We start from the raw sequence: 19208 nt of genomic DNA on the forward strand, positions 1-19208 counted from the left end.
GAGAAGAAGCGGCCTAGAAAGCAGCTCGCCTGTCGTATCTCGCGAGACGGGCAAGCAGATAGTCCACTTCCGCCCGCGCTGTCGGGGTCAGCATCTGGGCTGGCTTGCGTTGCGCGTCGGTGGCGATAACGCCGCGACGCTTCAGAACGTGCTTGCGAATGGCAAGGCCTATCCCGAGCTGCTGCTCGTAACGGATCAACGGCAGGTGCGCGTCGAATAGATCGTGCGCTTCATCCCTTTTCCCGGCCGCAGAAAGCTCCATCAGTTCGGTAAGCATGTCCGGAAAACCGTAGCCGGTCATGGCACCATCGGCACCGCGCTCCGGCTCAAAGTCGAGGAAGAGGCCGCCATTGCCGCACAGGATGGAAAATTCGCGAAGTTCGCCCGCCTTCTGCATGGCGCGCAACTTTGATATTTTCTCAAGACCGGGCCAGTCCTCGTGCTTCAGCATCAGGCAGGACGAATGGTTGGCGATTATCTTCGCGATGACGCCAGGCGCCATGACAACAGTGAGGGTCAGCGGATAGTCCTGCAAAACCCACGGCACATCTTGGCCGACCGCTTCCACCGCACCTGCGAAATAGTTGACGATCTGATCATCCGTGCGCAGCGCAGGTGGCGGAGCGATCATGACGCCGGCAGCACCCATCTCCATCGAGTCACGCGCCAGCGAGCGCATGCTGGCAAAACCTGGAGCGGATACCCCGACGATGACAGGAATCTTCGACCGGGAGACCACCCGCTTGACGATGGCTCTGCTTTCCTCCGGTTCGAGCTTCGGGGCCTCGCCCATGATCCCAAGGATCGTGACGCCGGTGCAACCGCTCTCCTCATAAAAGTCTGTCAACTTGTCGATCGAATTGAAATCGATCGAGCCGTCCTCGAAGAACGGTGTCGTCGCAATGGCGTAGACGCCCTTGGATTGCGTGCTGAACGTCATTTCTGGCTTTCCTTCCAGGCCTCGTACCGGGCCTTCGTTTCAGCGGTCATCGGGTAAAGACCGGGAAGCGGCACACCCCGATCCACTTCACTCATGATCCAGGCTTCCATACGCTCCTGCTCGGGTGCCTCAGCGAGCACCTCTTCGAGAAGCGCGGCCGGGATCAGGACTGCGCCGTCGTCGTCGACGACGACAATATCATCAGGCAGAACGGCGACGCCGCCGCAATTGATCGGCTCCTGCCATCCAACGAAGGTCAAGCCTGCGACTGAAGGCGGTGCCGCAACACCATTGCACCACACCTTCATGCCGCTCGCCAGCACCCCCTCGGCGTCCCGCATCACGCCGTCGGTAACGAGGCCGGCAACTTTGCGTTTCGCCATGCGGGCACACAGGATGTCGCCGAAGATGCCGGCATCACTGACGCCCACTGCATCGGCAACGGCGACGCAGCCCTCTGGCATCACTTCGATCGCCGCCCGCGTGGAGATTGGCGACGCCCAGCTCGCAGGCGTGGCGAGGTCTTCCCGGGCAGGAATGAACCGCAGCGTAAAGGCCTTGCCGACAACCCGTCCCTGGCCGGGCTTCAGTGGTTTCGTGCCGCGCAGCCAGGTGTTGCGAAGCCCTTTTTTGAGGAGAACCGTGGTGAGCGTCGCGGTGGAGACGCTCGTCAGAGTTTCAACGACGTGAGGCTCAAGTGTCATTAGAAACCTCGCACATCAGATGCTGTTGATCAGCCCGCCATCGACACGGATGACTGAGCCGGTGATATAGGATGCGCGGGGGCTCGCAAGGAAGCTGACGGTGTCGCCATATTCCTTCGGATCGCCGTAGCGGCCGACCGGGATCGACGCGGTGCTTTCAGCCGTGACCTCGGCGACGGGGCGCTTCTCGCGCTTGGCCTTCTGTTCGTCCAGAAAGACGATCCGCCCGGTGGCAATACGCCCCGGCAGTACGATGTTTGCGGTGATACCGTCGCGACCAACCTCACGCGCCAGGGTCTTCGACCAGCCGACCAAGGCCAGGCGCAGGCTGTTCGATATCCCGAGATTTGCAATCGGCACGACGACGCCGGAGGACGTCGAGGTAATGATGCGTCCCCATTTGCGCTCGCGCATACCCGGAAGCACCGCATCGGTGACCGCGATCACCGAGCGAACCATGAGGTCGAAATATTTCGACCAATCGTCGGGCGGCTGTCCGGCGGCGGGCGTTGGCGGCGGCCCCCCGGTGTTGTTGACAAGGATGTCGACCGGTCCGAACGCAGCCTTTATGGCATCGAGCTTCTGACCGATCAGGGAAAGGTCGCCGATATCCCAAACGAGCGGAATGGCCTTGCCGCCTGCGCCGCTGATTGCCTCTGCCGTCGCCGTGGCGCTTTCCTCGTGGATGTCGGCGACAACGACGGAAACGCCTTCTGCCGCGAGCGACCTGGCGATCGCGCCGCCAAGCCCACCACCGGCGCCGAATACGAGCGCCGTCTTGCTGTTCAACTGAAGATCCAACTCTTCCTCCTGTTGTTTGACGGCACTATGCCAAGGTGGAAACGGAAGAAAAACCTTCCTTTTTATCCCTTCAGACGATAGTAAAAATAACGATGGAAACGCGCTTTCTCGAAACCTTTCTGGCGGTGGTCCAGCATGGCTCGCTCGCCGAGGCATCACGCCGCATGGGCGTCACGCCAGCGGCGGTCGCGCAACGGATCCAGGCGTTGGAAGACGAGATCGGACTGCCTCTTCTTGCGCGATCAGGCCGGCGGGTGAAGCCAACCGAAGCGGGCGTCGCAATCCTGGAAAAGAGCCGGCGCGTTCTGGCCGAAGTCAGGCAGTTGAAAGGCGTGGCGCGCGACGACCAGGCATTCGGAGAACTCCGTCTGGGAGCCATCTCGACGGTTCTGACCGGCCTGCTTCCGAACGCCTTGCGGCGGGTTTTCGACAGGACGCCGGGCATCGACATCTTCCTGCTGCCGGGAACGTCGGCCGAACTCTATAACAGTGTCGCTGAAGAGAAGATCGACGCGGCAATCCTTGTCAAACCGCCCTTCCCCATTCCAAAGACGCTCAACTGGGACCTCATCCGGTCGGAACGGTTCGTACTCCTGGCCCCCCCGGACCTTTCAGAGACCCCTGTCGACCGCCTGCTTCGCGAGCAACCGTTCATTCGATACGACAGAAGCAACTGGGGTGGCCGACTGGCCGATACCTACCTTCAAACCCAGCGAATTCTCCCTCGAGAGTGGCTGGAGCTCGATTCACTGGAAGCCATATCGATGATGGTTGAGGCTGGGCTCGGCGTGTCGCTGATGCCCGACTGGCGCTCGCCGCTCTTCGACAAGCTGCGCGTCGCGCGGCTACCGCTGCCGAACGCGCCGAGCCGTGAGATCGGTTTGCTCAGGCCACGCAACGCACCGTCTGGCCGACTGATAGAGATCGTCCTCGACGCCATCCGATCATAGAAAACGAGGGGCACGTCGGCGGTCGAGTTCTAGGAGATTTGCTCTAAGCAGCGGCCTGCCGCCGGAACCGAGGCCGGCGATCCGGCAACGCGAGCACAGATTATTCGCCAACTCCGAAATAACATTTCTGTCCGTGACGGATTATCGGACCGGGCTGCACCGCACTATCGTCACTCTTGGTCGATCCGGGCTCCTAGATGAGTATGTACCTCGATCGGCCCACGGCATTTCAAACCCGTTCACACGCCACCAACCCGCAGAACCACCCCGAGATCGTTCGCACCAGCGCCCGACGCAAGGAACCGTCATGACCACACAAAAGGTAATCTCCATCGCGATTTTGAAGGCCAAACCGCACCAACGCGAGGCCCTCCGGCAAGGCCTGCTTGGTCTCATCGCTCCAACGCGGGCAGAACCCGGCAACCTCGACTATGTCTTGTTCGAGCTGCGAGATGAGCCCGGTACCTTCTACATGCGCGAAGCTTTCGCCGACCAGCTTGCGCTCGACGCGCACTTCGCAACACCCCATTTTCAAGCCTTCGCGACCGAAATCGATACCCTCCTTGAAGAACCTCTGCGCCTGATTTTCTTGGATCAGGTCTCCCCGTGAGCCGCGGTGACGATCTCGAACTTGCGGGCGGTATCGCCGGAGCAACTGGTTAGGAGGCGAAATTGCGCTTGTAGGTCGACGCGATCAACGCTGCAGCGCGTTCGAATGCCTTGTCCTCGTCGCGTTCTTCGATCGCGACGAGGATCGCCTCATGCTGGGCCAGGGATTGGCCGAAACCGCCTGTAGCCGCCATCGTCTTCGGGATGCTGATGGAGAGCGCTGCCCGAATGACGGAAGCAACCGGCAAGAGGAAGCGGTTGTGCGCGGATTGAAAGATGTTGAGGTGAAAGGCGATATCAGCCTCGATCGCGTCTTCGACACGAGCGCCGCCTTCCGCCATTCGTGCGAAAGCGGCCCGAATCTCTGCATGCTCGGCCGCAGATCCGCGTCTGGCGGCAAGGCGTGCAGCAAGCGGTTCGATCGACAGGCGGAGCTCGAACAGTTCTTCGGCAAGCGTTGCCTGATCCTCCGCGTCACTTTGCCACGAAAGCACGACGGGATCGAGGGTGTTCCAGTGTTCGGCCGCCCGCACGCGTGTCCCGAGGCGGGGCTTTGCCTCAATGAAGCCCTTGGTCGACAGGATCTTCAGCGCTTCGCGCAACGTCGTGCGGCTGACGCCGAGCGTCGCCAGCATGTCGGCTTCCTTGGGCAGGGTATCGCCAACCTTCAGCTCGCCGAGCGTGATGCGGCGGCCAATATCGCCTGCGATGCGAGCAGGCAGGCCGCGATCCTCCCGAGCGATTGCCTTCATGCCCACTCTCTCCATTGCATCTCCGCCCCGTTCATAGCCGGTCGCCCCGATCAGGAAAAGCCACCCATCGCGGCCGCGTAGCGGCGGGTCATCTCGATGCCAATCGCGGTCGGTCGCATGGCCGGCGCACGGTCGTGGATGGTTATGCCCGCCCGTTCGCCGAAAAGGCGCTTCCCGTAACAAAGCAGCGTCTCGATGCCCTGCATGGTGAAGACCACGCCGGGCAGCATCTGCCGATAAGCCTCTTGCGCGTGCTCGTCCCAACCGTCTGAAAAGAACTCGTAGGCGCGCACGGCATAGTCGATCGAATCTGGCGCAAGGATCAGGCCGTGGCAACCGATGCGCAGGTTCTCGAGCAGCTCGAGGCCCGCACGACCATTAAATACCGGCAACCGGCCCTCGGTAACCTCGATGAGATGGGCGATGTCGACGACAGGCCCCTCGCCCTTGACCAGCCGAATGTTGGGGTGTTGGCGCACCAGCTCGCGAATATCTGCGGCCGTCAGCCCTCGTCCCATCAGGGCCGGGGCGTTCTGAATGGCAAGCGGCAGCTCGGTCTGATCGGCGACGCGGCCGAAGAAGCGGATGTACTCGGCGGCCGAGAACTGGCCGACCATCGGCGGCTGGAGGATCAGCCAGTCGGCGCCGGCCCGTGCCGCATGGCGCGCCTGGCGCACCTGTTCCTCGACCGACGCGCCAAAGATCGTCAGGACGACCGGCACCTGGCCGGCCGTATCCTCGACCAGCCACTCCATGATTGCCATGCGCTCGACCTCGTCGAGCTTGGAGGCCTCGGTCGCAAGGCCGAGCCCTGCCATGCCGTGCACGCCGCTTGCCAGGCAGATCTCCGTCTGGCGGCGCATGGCGGCACGATCGAGCTTTTCGTCCTTGTCGAAAAGCGCGTAGAGGATGGCGTGGATGCCATGAAGGCTTTCGATACGGAAGTCGTCCACCGTCGCCTCCTCAATGGCTTTCGCGCGCAACTGCGTGGCCGCGGCTGCCGACAAGAAAATCGAGATCCGCGCCGGTGTCGGCCTGCATCACGCGCTCGACATAGAGGCCCTGATAACCACCGACCATTTCCGGGGGTGGCGCGGTCCAGGCGGTTTTTCGGCGCGCCAGTTCCTCGTCGCTCACGTCGAGGTGGAGTCGGCGGCCGGCAACGTCGAGCTCAATCCAGTCGCCATCCCTTACCAGGGCCAGCGGGCCGCCAACCGCAGCTTCGGGTGCCGTGTGCAGGACGACGGTGCCAAAGGCCGTCCCCGACATGCGGGCATCCGAGATCCTCACCATGTCGCGCACGCCCTTTTTCAGGAGCTTCTGCGGGAGAGCCATGTTGCCGACCTCAGCCATGCCCGGATAGCCCTTCGGGCCGCAGTTCTTCAGCACCATGATCGAGGTCTCGTCGATGTTAAGATCCGGGTCATCGATCCGCGCCTTGTAGTGGTCGATGGTTTCGAACACGACAGCGCGGCCGCGGTGTTGCATCAGCGCCGGGGTCGCCGCGGAAGGCTTGATGATCGCGCCGTCAGGCGCAAGGTTGCCGCGCAACACGGCGATGCCGCCACTCGACGTCAGGGCCCGATCGAGCGGCAGGATGACGTCGTCGTTGTAGTTCTCGACAGATTCGATGTTGGCGCCGACGCTTTGGCCGGTCACCGTCAGGGCGCTGAGTTCCAGAAGCGCAGCAATCTCGTTCATGACGGCGGGCAGCCCGCCGGCATAGTGGAAATCCTCCATCAGATAGCGCCCCGAAGGCATGAGGTTGAGGATGGTCGGAATATCGCGGCCGAGCCGGTCCCAGTCGTCGAGAGAGAGCTTCGTGCCAATCCGCCCGGCGATTGCCAGGAGATGCACAACGGCGTTGGTGGAGCCGCCGATCGCACCGTTGACGCGGATGGCATTGGCGAAGGCGTCACGGGTCAGGATCTTCGACAGGCGCAGGTCTTCGGCAACCATTTCGACGATCCGCCGCCCGGTTAGCCGCGCCAGCCGGGCGCGGCCCGCATCAACCGCCGGACAGGCGGCATTGCCGGGCAGCGCAAGCCCGAGCGCTTCAACCATGGACGCCATGGTCGAGGCGGTGCCCATCGTCATGCAATGGCCTGGCGAGCGCGACATGGCGCTTTCGGCCGCCATGAAATCCTGTTGAGACATGACACCGGCACGCACGTCTTCGGAAAACTTCCAGACATCGGTGCCTGAGCCGATCGTGCGACCCTTGAAGCGGCCGTTCAACATCGGCCCGCCGGAGATGACAATCGAAGGAAGATCGCAGGAGGCGGCCCCCATCACCAACGACGGCGTGGTCTTGTCGCAGCCCGCCATGAGCACGACGCCGTCGATAGGGTTGCCGCGGATCGCCTCCTCTACGTCCATCGAGGCAAGGTTGCGGAAAAGCATGGCGGTCGGCCGCAGATTGGACTCGCCGCAGGAAAACACCGGGAACTCCAGCGGCAGGCCACCGGCCTCGAGCACGCCTGCCTTGATGTGTTCGACCAGCCCGCGGAAATGCGCATTGCAGGGCGTCAGCTCCGAGAAAGTGTTGCAGATGCCGATCACCGGCCGCCCGTCGAAGACGTCGTCGGGCAACCCGTTGTTCTTCATCCAGCTGCGATGAATGAAGGCGTCCTTGTCCAGTCCGCCAAACCAATGCTGCGATCTTAATTTCCTGGACATGTGTCCTCCCCGATTACCTCAAGCGCTCGCGCTCATTGCATTTCTCATATAATCGGAGTTATTACAAATCAAGCGATGACCGGCGTGACGGGAAGGCAAAGAAAAACCTCCGGCTGGTGAGGCCGGAGGTCGAAAAAAGTGGAGGGAAGCTGTCGAAGTGGCCCTTCAGGGATGGTGCAGCACGCTCATACCGCCATCGACCGTCAGGCAGGTGGCGTTCATGAACGGGCATTCGTCCGAGATCATGAAGAGTGCAGCCTTGGCGATTTCCTCCGGTGTTGCGATGCGGCCGCCGGGATGGAGCTTCATGGTATCGGCCTCGGCGGCGACCGGATCGGGGAAACTGTTCCAGTATTCCACGGCCTTCTGCGTGCGGACATAACCCGGCGCCAGCGCATTCACGCGCACGCCCTGCCCGGCATATTCGAGCCCCAGCGCCTTGGTCATGCCGAGAAGCGCATGTTTGGCGACCGGATAGGGGAAGGTGTGCGGGATGATGGTGAAGGCGTGGGTCGAGGCAATATTGAGGATGACGCCGCCGCCCGCCTCGATCATGCCCGGCAGCACAGCCTTGCTGCAATTCCACGCACCCTTGAGATTGATGTCGAAGCAGCGCTGCCAATCGGCATCCGAGAGTTTCAACGGCTCGAAGAAGACGTTGACGCCGGCATTGTTGACGAGCGCATTCGGCTGACCGATCTCACGGGCGGCGGTAACGACGACCTGCTCGATGGCATCGGCATCGGTGATATCGGCCGTGGCGTAGCCGACCTTCCCGCCCGACATACGCAGGCGCTCGGCTTCGCTCGCCAAGAGGTCGCCATCACGGTCGATGAGGAAGAGGCCCGCCCCCTCGCCAAGGAAGGCTTCAGCGATCGCAAGGCCGATGCCTTGCGCTGCGCCGGTGACAACGACGCGTTTTCCCTCAAGACGACCCGCCATATCCGCGCTCCCTACCACTCGGCTACGCTGCCATCGGCGTGGCGCCAGATCGGGTTGCGCCAGCGATGGCCTTCCTTTGCGCGCTCGATGACATATTGCTCATCCACCTCGATGCCGAGGCCAGGGCCTTGCGGGATAGACACGAAGCCGTCCGCGTAGTGGAACACCTCCTTGTTGGAGATGTAGTCGAGAATGTCGTTGGCCTCGTTGTAGTGGATGCCGAGGCTCTGTTCCTGGATGAAGGCGTTGTAGCTGACGGCATCGACCTGAAGGCAGGCGGCAAGCGCGATCGGTCCCAGCGGGCAATGCGGTGCCAGCGCCACGTCGTAGGCCTCCGCCATCGCAGCAATCTTGCGGCATTCGGTGATGCCGCCGGCATGCGACAGGTCCGGCTGCAGGATATCGACATAGCCGTCGGCCAGCACCGACTTGAAGTCCCAACGCGAATAGAGCCGCTCACCGAGCGCGATCGGCGTCGAGCAATGGTTGGCAATTTCCTTCAGCGCCTCGCGGTTTTCCGAAAGCACCGGTTCTTCGATAAACAGCAGGTTGAAGGGCTGAAGTTCCTTCGCCAGGACCTTCGCCATCGGCCGGTGCACGCGACCGTGGAAATCGACGCCGATGCCGATATGCGGGCCGATCGCCTCGCGGATCGTCGCAATGGTTTCGACCGCCTTTTCCACCTTCTCCCAGGTGTCGACGATCTGCATCTCCTCGCAGCCATTGAGCTTGATGGCCTTGAAGCCGCGAGCGACGACGTCGCGGGCATTTTTGGCGACATCGGACGGACGGTCACCGCCGATCCAGGAATAGACCTTGATGCGGTCCCGCACCTGGCCGCCAAGCAGCGCATGCACCGGTTGGCCATAGGCCTTGCCCTTGATGTCCCAGAGCGCCTGGTCGATGCCAGCAATCGCCGACATGTGGACCGCACCGCCGCGGTAGAAGCCGCCGCGATACATCACCTGCCAATGGTCCTCAATCAGCAGCGGATCCTTGCCGATCAGATAGTCCGCAAGTTCGTTGACGGCGGCTTCCACGGTCAGGGCGCGGCCTTCGACAACCGGCTCACCCCAGCCGACGATGCCCTCGTCGGTCTCGATCTTCAGAAACAGCCAGCGCGGCGGAACGATGTAGGTGGTGAGCTTGGTGATCTTCATGGTGCGATATCCGCTGGGTCAAGCAAGGCGACGACGTCGGCCGCCGGGAAGGGGTTTCAGCGCGCCGACGGGGCGGGCCGGTGACGTTCTACGGCAAGCTTGAGGTCGCGGGCGGCAAGATCCAGCATGCGCGTGGAACAGTCGCGCGCCCTCGCCTTGTCGCGCAGACGCAGTGCCTCGACCAGTTCGCCATGGATATCGATTGCTTCGTCACGACGTTCGGCAACTTCATTGGAGGCATACAGCGAGAACTTCAGCGCCGCCTGGATGATGCCGACGAGTTGCAGGAAGACCTGGTTATGGCTGGCCTTGAGCAGGCAGGTATGAAAGGCGACGTCGGCATCGGTGAAACCGACGACATCGCGCTCGCCGTCACGCATCGCCTGCCAGGCGCGCTCGAGGTCGGCAATTTCCTGGACGGTCGCGCGTTCGGCCGCAAACTCAGCGGCCGCCGGCTCGATCGCGCGGCGCGCCTCCAGAACGCAGTTCAAAAGATCGAATTCAAAGATGCGCTCGCCGATCCATTCGAGCACCTGGGAATCTAGGATGTTCCACTCGTCCTTGTTGCAGACGATCGTGCCCACCCGGGAACGGCCGCGGACCATGCCCTTCGATTCCAGCACCTTCAAGGTTTCGCGAATGACGGTCCGGCTGACGCCATAACGTTCGCAAAGGTCGTTTTCGCGCGGCAGGAAGGAGCCGACCGGAAAGACGTCGGCGCAGATGTCCGAGGCGATGGCGCGCGTCACGTTCTTTTGAACGCGAGGGCGACGCTGGCCGCGCTCCTGCGCGCCGTTGCTGTAGTCCTGCTCTTCCACCGCCATTTTCCTCCCGCTCCCGTCTCCCTGTCGCTCCATAGCGCAGACGCTTGGAGGCGACAACGCAGCGAAGCACATTATCGTTATACATCACTATCTCATTCATCATACAAAGGCAATTGACGAATATGATGATTCATCATACACAAATGCTCGCTGCAGGAGGCAGTTCACCAGGGAGAGACATCATGCGCTTTATCAAGGCAGCCATTCTGGCTGGTACCGTCGCCGTGTTTGCGGCAACCTCGGCGTTCGCTGCCGACGTCAAAATCGGCTTCATCGTCAAGCAGCCGGAAGAGCCGTGGTTCCAGGACGAATGGAAGTTCGCCGACGTCGCCGCTAAGGAAAAGGGCTTCACGCTGGTCAAGATCGGTGCGGAAGACGGCGAGAAGGTTCAGTCGGCAATCGACAATCTCGGCGCCCAGGGCGCGCAGGGCTTCATCGTCTGCACCCCTGACGTCAAGCTCGGCCCCGGCATCGTCGCGAAAGCGGCCGCCAACGACCTCAAGTTGATGACGGTCGACGACCGTTTGGTCAACGCCGACGGCAGCCCGATCGAAGACGTGCCCCACATGGGCATTTCGGCGACGAAAATCGGCGAAGCTGTTGGTCAAGCCCTGGTCGACGAAATCAAGAAGCGTGGCTGGGACATGAAGGACGTCGGCGCGATCCGCGTTTCCTACGACCAGCTCCCGACGGCGGTCGACCGCGTTGAGGGCGCACTTTCAGTTCTCAAGGCCAACGGCTTCCCGGAAGCCAACATCTTCGACGCGCCGCAGGCCAAGACCGATACGGAGGCAGCACTTAACGCCTCGACGATCGTGCTCAATAAGAACGCCGGCATCAAGAAGTGGGTTGCGATCGGCCTCAATGACGAAGCGGTACTCGGCGCCGTGCGCGCAACCGAGACGGTCGGCATTGCTCCCGACAGCATGATCGGCGTCGGCATTGGCGGCGCGGACTCGGCGATCAACGAGTTCAAGAAGCCTGCAGCGACCGGCTTCTTCGGCACCGTCATCATCTCGCCGAAGCGCCACGGCTACGAGACCGCACTCAACATGTATGAGTGGATCGCCAACGGCAAGGAACCGGAAAAGCTGACCCTGACCGCCGGCCAGCTTGCGCTGCGCGACAACTACGAGGCCGTACGCAAGGATCTCGGCATCGAGTAATCGCTGCTTGCGACACGAGATCACGATTGTTTGGGTCGGACCGACCCAAACAATCAACGTGATCGATTCTGGTAGTTTAGAGCGGGATGCGGGCGGAAAACCGCGCACACTTTCCGCATCCCGCTCTATCGGCCCGGCGGCTCGGCTGCCTGGCGTTCCGTATCGGAGCCGCATATGCAAGACTTCCTCGAATTCCAATCGATCTCCAAGGGCTATCCCGGCGTCCAGGCGCTGTCGGATGTCTCGTTTTCTGTGCGCAAGGGCGCCGTCCATGGCCTCATGGGTGAGAACGGCGCGGGCAAGTCGACGCTTATCCGCCTGCTCTCGGGCGACCAGTCTGCCGATAACGGAGAGATCCGTATTGAAGGCGAAGCACAAGGCTATCGCTCCGTGCGCGATGCGTTTCGCGCCGGTGTTATCGTCATCCACCAGGAACTGCAGCTCGTTCCGGAACTGACGGTCGCCGAAAACCTCTGGCTCGGCCACTTCCCCGGCAAGGGCGGGGTAATCGATCGGCGCCAGTTGCTTCGCGTCGTCGGCGAGAAGCTTGCGGAAATCGGCATTGACGTCGATCCGTCCGCCAAGATCGCCTCGCTCTCGATCGGCGAGCGCCAGATGGTCGAGATCGCCAAGGCCGTCATGCTTGATGCGCGCGTCATCGCGCTCGACGAGCCGACCTCGTCGCTGTCGTCCCGCGAAAGCGAAATCCTCTTTGCCCTGATCGAACGCCTGCGCTCGAATGGCACCGTGATCCTCTATGTCTCCCACCGGCTCGATGAGATCTTCCGGCTTTGCGACAGCCTGACTGTGCTGCGCGACGGCAAGCTTGCCGCCCATCATCCTGACATTTCCAAGGTCACGCGCGACCAGATCATCGCCGAGATGGTCGGACGCGAGATCTCCAACATCTGGGGCTGGCGGGGCCGCGATCTCGGCGCGGAACGTCTGCGCGTCGACGCGATCTGCGGTCCGAAGCTGAAGACACCCTTGAGCTTCTCGGTCCGGCGCGGCGAGATCCTTGGCTTTTTCGGCCTGATCGGCGCTGGCCGCAGCGAGATGACCCGGCTGGTCTATGGCGCAGACAGACGCCACCAGGGAACCGTGACGATCGACGGCGCGATCGTGCGGGCCGACAACCCGCCACAATCGATCCGCGCCGGCATGGTCCTGTGCCCAGAGGACCGTAAGTTCGACGGCATCGTTCAGGGGCGCAGCATCGAAGAAAACATGGCGATTTCGTCGCGCCGGCACTTTTCGCCCTTCGGCATCCTGAACCGCAAGAAGGAAGCGGAACTGGCGGACCGCTTCATCGCCAAACTTCGGGTGCGCACGCCGTCCCGCAAGCAGGACATCATCAATCTCTCCGGCGGCAACCAGCAGAAGGTCATCCTTGGCCGCTGGCTCTCCGAACAGGGCGTGAAGGTGCTGATCATCGATGAGCCGACGCGCGGCATCGATGTCGGCGCCAAGTCGGAGATCTACGAAATCCTCTACGAACTCGCTGGTCAGGGCATGGCGATCGTCGTCATCTCCAGCGAATTGCCCGAGGTGATGGGCATTACCGACCGAATCCTCGTCATGTGCCAGGGCCGGATCGCCGCCGATTTCGCGCGCACCGATTTCGACGAACGACGCATCCTCGCCGCCGCCCTTCCCGATGTTCCAACCGAGCAGGTTCAGCCGTCATGACTTCCTTGAAAAAACTTCTTCTCGGCGAACAGGGTCTGGTCGTCATCTTCGCCGTCGCCTTCGCCATCGTGGCGCTGACGGTTCCGAACTTTCTGACTGAGCGCAACATGCTCGGCCTGCTGCAGTCGGTCGTCACCATCGGCATCGTCGCCTGCACGATGATGTTCTGCCTGGCCTCGCGTGACTTCGACCTCTCGGTCGGCTCGACCGTCGCCTTCTCGGGCATGGCCGCCGTGATGGCATCGAACGCCTCGGGTTCGATCCTCGTCGGCCTGATTGCGGCACTCCTGTGCGGCGGCTTCGTCGGCCTCGTCAACGGCGTGGTGATTGCGCATTTCCGCATCAACGCGCTGATCACGACGCTTGCCACCATGCAGATCGTGCGCGGTTTCGCGCTGATTGCGTCTGACGGTCGCGCCGTCGGCATCAACGACCCGAGCTTCTATCAGTTGGCACTGTCGAAGTTCCTGGGCATCCCGACGCCAATCTGGGTGATGGGTTGCTTCTTCCTCGTCTTCGGTTTCGTGCTGAACCGCACTGTCTTCGGCAAGAACACGCTCGCGATCGGCGGCAACCCGGAAGCCTCACGCCTCGCCGGCGTCAATGTCTCCAACATGCGCATATGGATCTTCGCACTGCAGGGCCTCGTCTGCGCTGTTGCCGGCGTGCTGCTCGCCTCGCGCATCACGTCAGGCCAGCCGAATGCGGCAACCGGTCTCGAACTCTCGGTCATTTCTGCCTGTGTGCTCGGCGGCGTCTCGCTTGCCGGCGGCCGGGCGGCGATGACCGGCGTGATCGTCGGTGTTCTCATCATGGGCATTGCCGAAAACGTCATGAACCTGCTCAACATCCAGGCCTTCTACCAGTATGTCGTGCGCGGCCTGATCCTTCTGCTCGCGGTGCTGCTCGACAATCTGCGCTCGGCCGCCGCCGGTCGTCGCAGTTAGGGCATGACGGAAGACATCGTCCTCCTCGAAAACGAAGAAGGGCTCACCGTCGAGGTGAGCCCGCTTGGCGGCGCGATCCTGTCGGCCCGCTGGCGCGGTATTCCTTTGCTGGCGCCGACGTCGGCACCGGGGCTTGCCTCGCAAGTGTTCGGCGCCGAGGCCTGCTTTCCGCTGGTGCCCTTTGGCAACCGCATTGAGGCCAACGGCTTCCAATTTGACGGTCGCGACTACAGGCTGGAAAGAAAAACCACCGATCCGCTCGTTTTGCACGGAGACGGCTGGCTTGGACGCTGGTCGATCCTGCAGCGCGATCGGCAATCGCTCACCCTTCGCTTGGACCAGGAGGCAAGCGTTGCCACACCCTTTGCCTATGAAGCGATAGAGACGATCGCCATCGACGGACCGCGCCTGATCCTCTCGCTCTCCATCACCAACCGCGCCGACCAGGCCCTGCCATACGGACTGGGCTTCCATCCATTCTTTCCGCGCACGCCTGAAACGCGCCTCATCGCCCGTGCCGACCGATATTGGAGCGAACGGGAAGGTCATCTGCCAGACCGCCCCGGCCCCATCCCTCAGAACATGAACTTTGCATCCGGTTCCCCCTTGCCCCCGAACTGGCTGAACAATGCCTTCGACGGCTGGGATGGACGAGCCCGCATCGAATGGCCGGAAACGGGGCTTGCCGCTTCGCTCGAGGCCGATGGGCATTTTCGGTTCTTCGTTCTCTACTCGCCGTCGGCGACAAGCAGCTTCTTTTGCTTCGAGCCGATGAGCCATCGGCCGAACGCGCACCGCGATCAACGCGACGGCGGCCTCGTCCGCCTGCAGCCTCTCCAGACTGTGACCGGAGCGATCGCGCTCAGCGTCGAGGAACTGGCGAGCGGGTAACAGTTCGCAAAGAGCGGTTTCGCATCCAGCAATCGTTTACAAGTAACCCTGGGTGAAATTGCTTCAAGTGAAAATTATTGGTTGCTACCGCGGGCTCCCCGCGCCTGTGCGAACAGCCGGTGCCAGCGCGCCACAGGCGGGATAGCTGTGGATTGTGCAGGGCATTGGGGACGAAGGCGAAAGGATCAAAGGCTTCGCAAGATTGCTTATACCAATGATTCCGTGGAACTTTTTTGAGCAGGCTCCGTTTAGAAGCCGCCACGACCGCCCCGGTCGGTGGCGAGACTGAACAGGAGATATGCATGAATTATGTGACCGCCGCCGCGCTTTCCCTTGCCCTCGTTTCCAGCGCCGCCTTCGCGCAAGAACCCGCAGCAAACGGCGCAGATGCGATGCTGGTCGGCCCCGGCATCACGATGGGTACCGCCGCAACGATGCCGCTGAAATATGTGGAAATCAAAGACACCGATATCGTCAATTCACAGCTCATCGGCGTCGATATCTACAACAAGCAGAACGAGACGATCGGCGAGATTTCCGACGTCGTCATCGGCGACGGCAAGTCCGTCATCGGCATTGTCGCAAGCGTCGGCGGTTTCCTCGGCGTGGGCGAGAGCTATGTCGTCATCGACCCGGCGTCAATTGCACTTGCCAACGACAACGGCACTTGGAAGGCCTATGTCGACACCAACAAGGATGACCTCTCCAAGGCACCAAAATTCGATTACGGCAAGCTGAAGAAATAGTGACCGGCCCTGCCGCGCGCGTTCGCTTCTACGGCGAACGCGTTTTCGTCTTCGGGCGCCTGCACATCCGCCACCGAATAACCGCATTCAGATTGCGCGAAAGCATTCCATTTTCTGCGACAAATACCGCCAGGACTTAGTTTTCTATTCTCACAATGTGGACATTTCTGCACGAGCGTGCCAAAAGACAATCGGATTGCGACATGATGTCGTATTTGCGCAGGCCTTTCTGGTCGTGCGCTTCTCCGTTTCGCTGATCGTTTCATCAGCCTTTCAAACACAAAGGAGAGTGCCCCGCTTCCGGAGCCGGGCCCAGAACATATGGCATTTCAAACTGAGAGCGACCGCTCGGCCGACGAGCAACCGGTCAAGATCAGTATCAAGAACGTTTTCAAGGTTTTTGGCGAGCGGCCGGACGAGGCGCTGAGCCTTCTTAAAGCCGGCAGCACGAAGGCGCAGATCCACGCCGAGACGGGTTGCACCATCGGCGTCAACAACGCGACCTTCGACATTCGGGCCGGCGAGATCTTCGTGATCATGGGGCTTTCGGGTTCCGGCAAGTCGACGATGCTGCGCCTCCTCAACCGCCTGATCGAACCGACCTCCGGTTCCATCGAGATCGATGGCAAAGACGTAGCACGCTTGCCGCGCAGCGAACTGATCGCCTTGCGCCGCCGCGACATAAGCATGGTCTTTCAGTCCTTCGCGCTGCTGCCGAACCGCAGCGTTATCGACAACGCGGCTTTCGGCCTCGAGGTCGCTGGCGTCGGCGAGGCCGAGCGCAAGGCCCGCGCCCGGACGGCTCTGCACGCTGTCGGGCTGGAAGGATACGACGACAGCCGTCCCGACCAGCTCTCCGGCGGCATGAAGCAGCGCGTCGGCCTTGCGCGAGCGCTCGCCGCCGAGCCCTCCGTGCTCCTCATGGACGAAGCCTTCTCTGCCCTTGACCCGCTGATCCGCACCGAGATGCAGGACGAACTTGTCCGCCTTCAGGCCGAACACAGTCGGACCATCGTGTTTGTCAGCCATGATCTCGACGAAGCCATGCGGATCGGCGACCGCATCTGCATCATGCAAAATGGTGAGGTCGTGCAGGTGGACACCCCGGACGAAATCGTATTGAAGCCCGCCAACGACTATGTGCGGTCGTTCTTCCGCAATGTCGATGTCTCTCAGGTCTTCCGCGCCGGCGACGTCGCCCGCAAGACGCAGGTGACGATCATCGAGCGACAGGGTGTTTCGGCCGCAGCTGCACTCGAGCGCATGGAACATTACGATCGCGAGGTCGCCATCATTCTCGGCCGCGACAAGACCTATCACGGCATGATCAGCCGGTCTTCGTTGATCGCAACCGCCCGCGACGGCGCCGCCGATCCCTATCGGCGCGCCTTCCTGCCGGATATCGAGCCGATCCCGGCGTCGGAAAGCTTGTCCAATGTGCTTGGGAAGGTGGCTGCAAGCGCGTTCCCAATGCCTGTCATCGACGAAGCCAACCGCTACCTCGGCTCGATCAGCAAATCCGCGCTACTCGAAACGCTCGATCGCACCGTCTGATCCAGCCCTTCGGAGACAATCCATGACTTTCGATATCGGTGACGGCGTCGACAGCGCCGTCAACTACATCCTCGACAATTTCGCACCGCTGCTCGATCTGATCGCTGCCGCCATCGGCACCGTGACCAACAGCATCCAGGCGGCACTTCTCGCCGCCCCCTTGGCCCTCGGGCTCGCGATCTTCGTGCTTTTGTCGCTATGGCGCGTCGGCTTCGGCTTTGCGGTCTTTACCGCCCTTTCACTGATGCTGGTCGAACACATGGGCCTTTGGTCGGCGATGATGGAAACCCTGTCGCTCGTCATCGCATCGACGCTCGTTGCCATGCTCATCGGCCTGCCGCTTGGCATCGCCATGGCGCGCAGCGATCGCGTCGCGGCATCCGTGCGGCCCATGCTGGACCTCATGCAAACCATGCCGGCCTTCGTCTACCTCATCCCGGCGGCGATGTTCTTCGGCCTTGGCGCCGTGCCCGGGACGATCGCTACGGTGATCTTCTCGATGCCGCCGGTCGTGCGGCTCACCAATCTCGGCATCCGTCAGGTGCATGTGGAGTTCATCGAGGCCGGCAACGCCTTCGGCTGCACCGCCTGGCAGCTGCTCGTGAAGGTGCAACTGCCGAACGCCATGCCTTCGATCATGGCCGGCATCAACCAGACGATCATGCTTTCTCTCTCCATGGTGGTGATCGCCTCGATGATCGGTGCGGGCGGCATCGGCAACACGGTCCTGACCGGCATCCAGCGTCTCGACGTCGGAACCGGTTTCGAAGGCGGTCTCGCCGTCGTCATTCTCGCCGTCATTCTCGACCGGATCACCCAGAGCTTCGGCAAGGAGCGCGCCAGCCCGTGGCGCGTCCTGTTCCGCCGGCGACAGGAACAACCCCGGACCTCCCCCGTCACTGCCTGACGCTGCGGACTTTCCCATCCATCTGGCAGCGTTCGTGCTGCCGCTTGCAAACGTTCAAGAAAGGAACATCCATGTTCAAGACCCTTGCGACCATCAGCCTTGCGGCCAGCATTGCCGCCGGTACGTTTGGCGCGGCTGCCGCAGAGGAAAAGCCACCCGTCAGGATCGGCTGGGCCGCCTGGTCGGACGCCGAGTTCGTCACCAAGCTCGCCGCAAAACTGATCAAGGACGAGCTCGGCCAGGAGGTCGAACTGGTCCAAACGGACATCGCTCCGCTTTACCAGGGTGTCAGCCGCGGCGACCTCGATGCCATGATGATGGCTTGGCTGCCGGAAACCCACGCCGACTACTTCGCCAAGGTGAAGGGCAAGGTAACGACCCTCGGGACCGTTTACGACGGCGCCAGGCTCGGCTGGGTGGTTCCGAAATACATTCCCGAAGACGCCATCGCCTCGATCGACGACCTCAAGAAGCACGATGTGAAGGAGAAGCTCAAGGGCAGGATCGAGGGCATCGATCCCGGCGCGGGCCTTACGCGTCTGTCCGAGCAGACAGTCAAGAACTACGCGCTCGACGGATACAAGCTGCAGATCTCCAGTGAGGCCGGCATGCTGACGACCATTGACCGGGCAATGCGCAAGAAGGATTGGTTTGTCGCCACGGCCTGGAGCCCGCATTGGATGTTCGGCAAGTACGAGCTTCGCTATATAGCGGATCCGAAGAACGCGCTCGGCAGGGCCGAACGTGTGGACGTGCTGGCACGCAAGGACATCGAAAAGGACAATCCGGAAGTCTCAGGCCTGCTGTCGCGCATGAAGCTGCCGATCGCCGATCTTGAAGCCGCGATGTTTAACGCCCAGCAGACCTCCTACGAAAAGGCTGTCGACCAGTACATCGCGGATCATCCCGACCAGATCAAAGCCTGGCTCGCCAAGGACGGTGGCTAA

The 19208-nt window shown here is 61.9% G+C and carries 19 protein-coding genes; 10 read left to right on the top strand and 9 right to left on the bottom strand.

The genetic code is table 11. The features are described 5' to 3' along the window. Positions 1–13 precede the first annotated feature (13 nt). From FA04_RS32740 to FA04_RS32750, 3 genes are read right to left on the bottom strand one after another with little or no spacing between them, the layout of a single operon-like run. A complete protein-coding gene (locus FA04_RS32740; protein ID WP_034798976.1) occupies positions 14–940 on the bottom strand; it encodes a dihydrodipicolinate synthase family protein in 927 nt (308 codons plus the stop codon). Then, positions 937–1644 (bottom strand): ribonuclease activity regulator RraA, encoded by a 708-nt coding sequence (locus FA04_RS32745; protein ID WP_034798978.1) that lies wholly within the window; start codon positions 1642–1644, stop codon positions 937–939. The genes FA04_RS32740 and FA04_RS32745 overlap by 4 nt, the downstream gene beginning before the upstream one ends. 15 nt (positions 1645–1659) lie before the next feature. Continuing rightward, positions 1660–2445, bottom strand: coding sequence for an SDR family oxidoreductase (locus FA04_RS32750; RefSeq protein ID WP_034798980.1), 786 nt, complete (start codon positions 2443–2445; stop codon positions 1660–1662). Positions 2446–2480: 35 nt separating this feature from the next. On the opposite strand from FA04_RS32750, the gene FA04_RS32755 reads away from it, so the two are divergent. Next, positions 2481–3395: a LysR family transcriptional regulator gene (locus FA04_RS32755; protein ID WP_335669415.1), complete on the top strand. Its 915-nt coding sequence runs from the start codon at positions 2481–2483 to the stop codon at positions 3393–3395. Between the two features lie 307 nt (positions 3396–3702). Next, entirely contained in the window at positions 3703–4005 is a 303-nt protein-coding gene (locus FA04_RS32760; protein ID WP_034798984.1) for a putative quinol monooxygenase, read from the top strand. A 49-nt stretch (positions 4006–4054) separates the two neighbouring features. Here FA04_RS32760 and FA04_RS32765 read toward each other — a convergent pair whose 3' ends face one another. The 6 genes from FA04_RS32765 to FA04_RS32790 form a co-directional block, all read right to left on the bottom strand. Next, complete coding sequence (locus tag FA04_RS32765; RefSeq protein WP_051659470.1) at positions 4055–4756, bottom strand: FadR/GntR family transcriptional regulator; 702 nt, start codon at positions 4754–4756, stop codon at positions 4055–4057. A 50-nt stretch (positions 4757–4806) separates the two neighbouring features. After that, complete coding sequence (locus tag FA04_RS32770; protein ID WP_051659479.1) at positions 4807–5709, bottom strand: dihydrodipicolinate synthase family protein; 903 nt, start codon at positions 5707–5709, stop codon at positions 4807–4809. Positions 5710–5719: 10 nt separating this feature from the next. After that, a complete protein-coding gene (araD, locus tag FA04_RS32775; protein WP_034798987.1) occupies positions 5720–7435 on the bottom strand; it encodes an L-arabinonate dehydratase in 1716 nt (571 codons plus the stop codon). Between the two features lie 165 nt (positions 7436–7600). Then, positions 7601–8377, bottom strand: coding sequence for an SDR family oxidoreductase (locus FA04_RS32780; RefSeq protein ID WP_034798991.1), 777 nt, complete (start codon positions 8375–8377; stop codon positions 7601–7603). 11 nt (positions 8378–8388) lie between these two features. Further along, the gene (gene dgoD, locus FA04_RS32785) at positions 8389–9537 is read right to left on the bottom strand and encodes a galactonate dehydratase (RefSeq protein WP_034798993.1); all 1149 of its coding nucleotides are present in this window, start codon (positions 9535–9537) and stop codon (positions 8389–8391) included. A 56-nt stretch (positions 9538–9593) separates the two neighbouring features. Beyond that, entirely contained in the window at positions 9594–10361 is a 768-nt protein-coding gene (locus FA04_RS32790) for a FadR/GntR family transcriptional regulator (protein ID WP_090301412.1), read from the bottom strand. 182 nt (positions 10362–10543) lie between these two features. Here FA04_RS32790 and FA04_RS32795 point away from each other — a divergent pair, with 182 nt between their 5' ends. From FA04_RS32795 to FA04_RS32830, 8 genes are all read left to right on the top strand, one after another. After that, positions 10544–11527, top strand: a complete 984-nt coding sequence (locus tag FA04_RS32795; RefSeq protein WP_029742701.1) for an arabinose ABC transporter substrate-binding protein — start codon at positions 10544–10546, stop codon at positions 11525–11527. A gap of 174 nt (positions 11528–11701) precedes the next feature. Beyond that, a complete protein-coding gene (araG, locus tag FA04_RS32800; protein WP_034798997.1) occupies positions 11702–13216 on the top strand; it encodes an L-arabinose ABC transporter ATP-binding protein AraG in 1515 nt (504 codons plus the stop codon). Further along, positions 13213–14163: an L-arabinose ABC transporter permease AraH gene (gene araH, locus FA04_RS32805; RefSeq protein WP_029742703.1), complete on the top strand. Its 951-nt coding sequence runs from the start codon at positions 13213–13215 to the stop codon at positions 14161–14163. Before araG ends, araH begins: the two co-directional genes overlap by 4 nt. A 3-nt stretch (positions 14164–14166) precedes the next feature. Further along, positions 14167–15054: an aldose 1-epimerase gene (locus FA04_RS32810; RefSeq protein WP_034798998.1), complete on the top strand. Its 888-nt coding sequence runs from the start codon at positions 14167–14169 to the stop codon at positions 15052–15054. Positions 15055–15356: 302 nt separating this feature from the next. After that, positions 15357–15800, top strand: coding sequence for a PRC-barrel domain-containing protein (locus tag FA04_RS32815; protein ID WP_210339140.1), 444 nt, complete (start codon positions 15357–15359; stop codon positions 15798–15800). A 321-nt stretch (positions 15801–16121) separates the two neighbouring features. Beyond that, the gene (gene proV, locus FA04_RS32820; protein ID WP_051659471.1) at positions 16122–17354 is read left to right on the top strand and encodes a glycine betaine/L-proline ABC transporter ATP-binding protein ProV; all 1233 of its coding nucleotides are present in this window, start codon (positions 16122–16124) and stop codon (positions 17352–17354) included. A gap of 22 nt (positions 17355–17376) precedes the next feature. Continuing rightward, positions 17377–18261 (top strand): ABC transporter permease, encoded by an 885-nt coding sequence (locus FA04_RS32825; RefSeq protein ID WP_029742707.1) that lies wholly within the window; start codon positions 17377–17379, stop codon positions 18259–18261. 71 nt (positions 18262–18332) lie between these two features. Continuing rightward, complete coding sequence (locus tag FA04_RS32830) at positions 18333–19208, top strand: glycine betaine ABC transporter substrate-binding protein (RefSeq protein ID WP_034798999.1); 876 nt, start codon at positions 18333–18335, stop codon at positions 19206–19208.

The sequence above is a fragment of the Ensifer adhaerens genome (genome assembly GCF_000697965.2).
GTDB lineage: Bacteria > Pseudomonadota > Alphaproteobacteria > Rhizobiales > Rhizobiaceae > Ensifer > Ensifer adhaerens.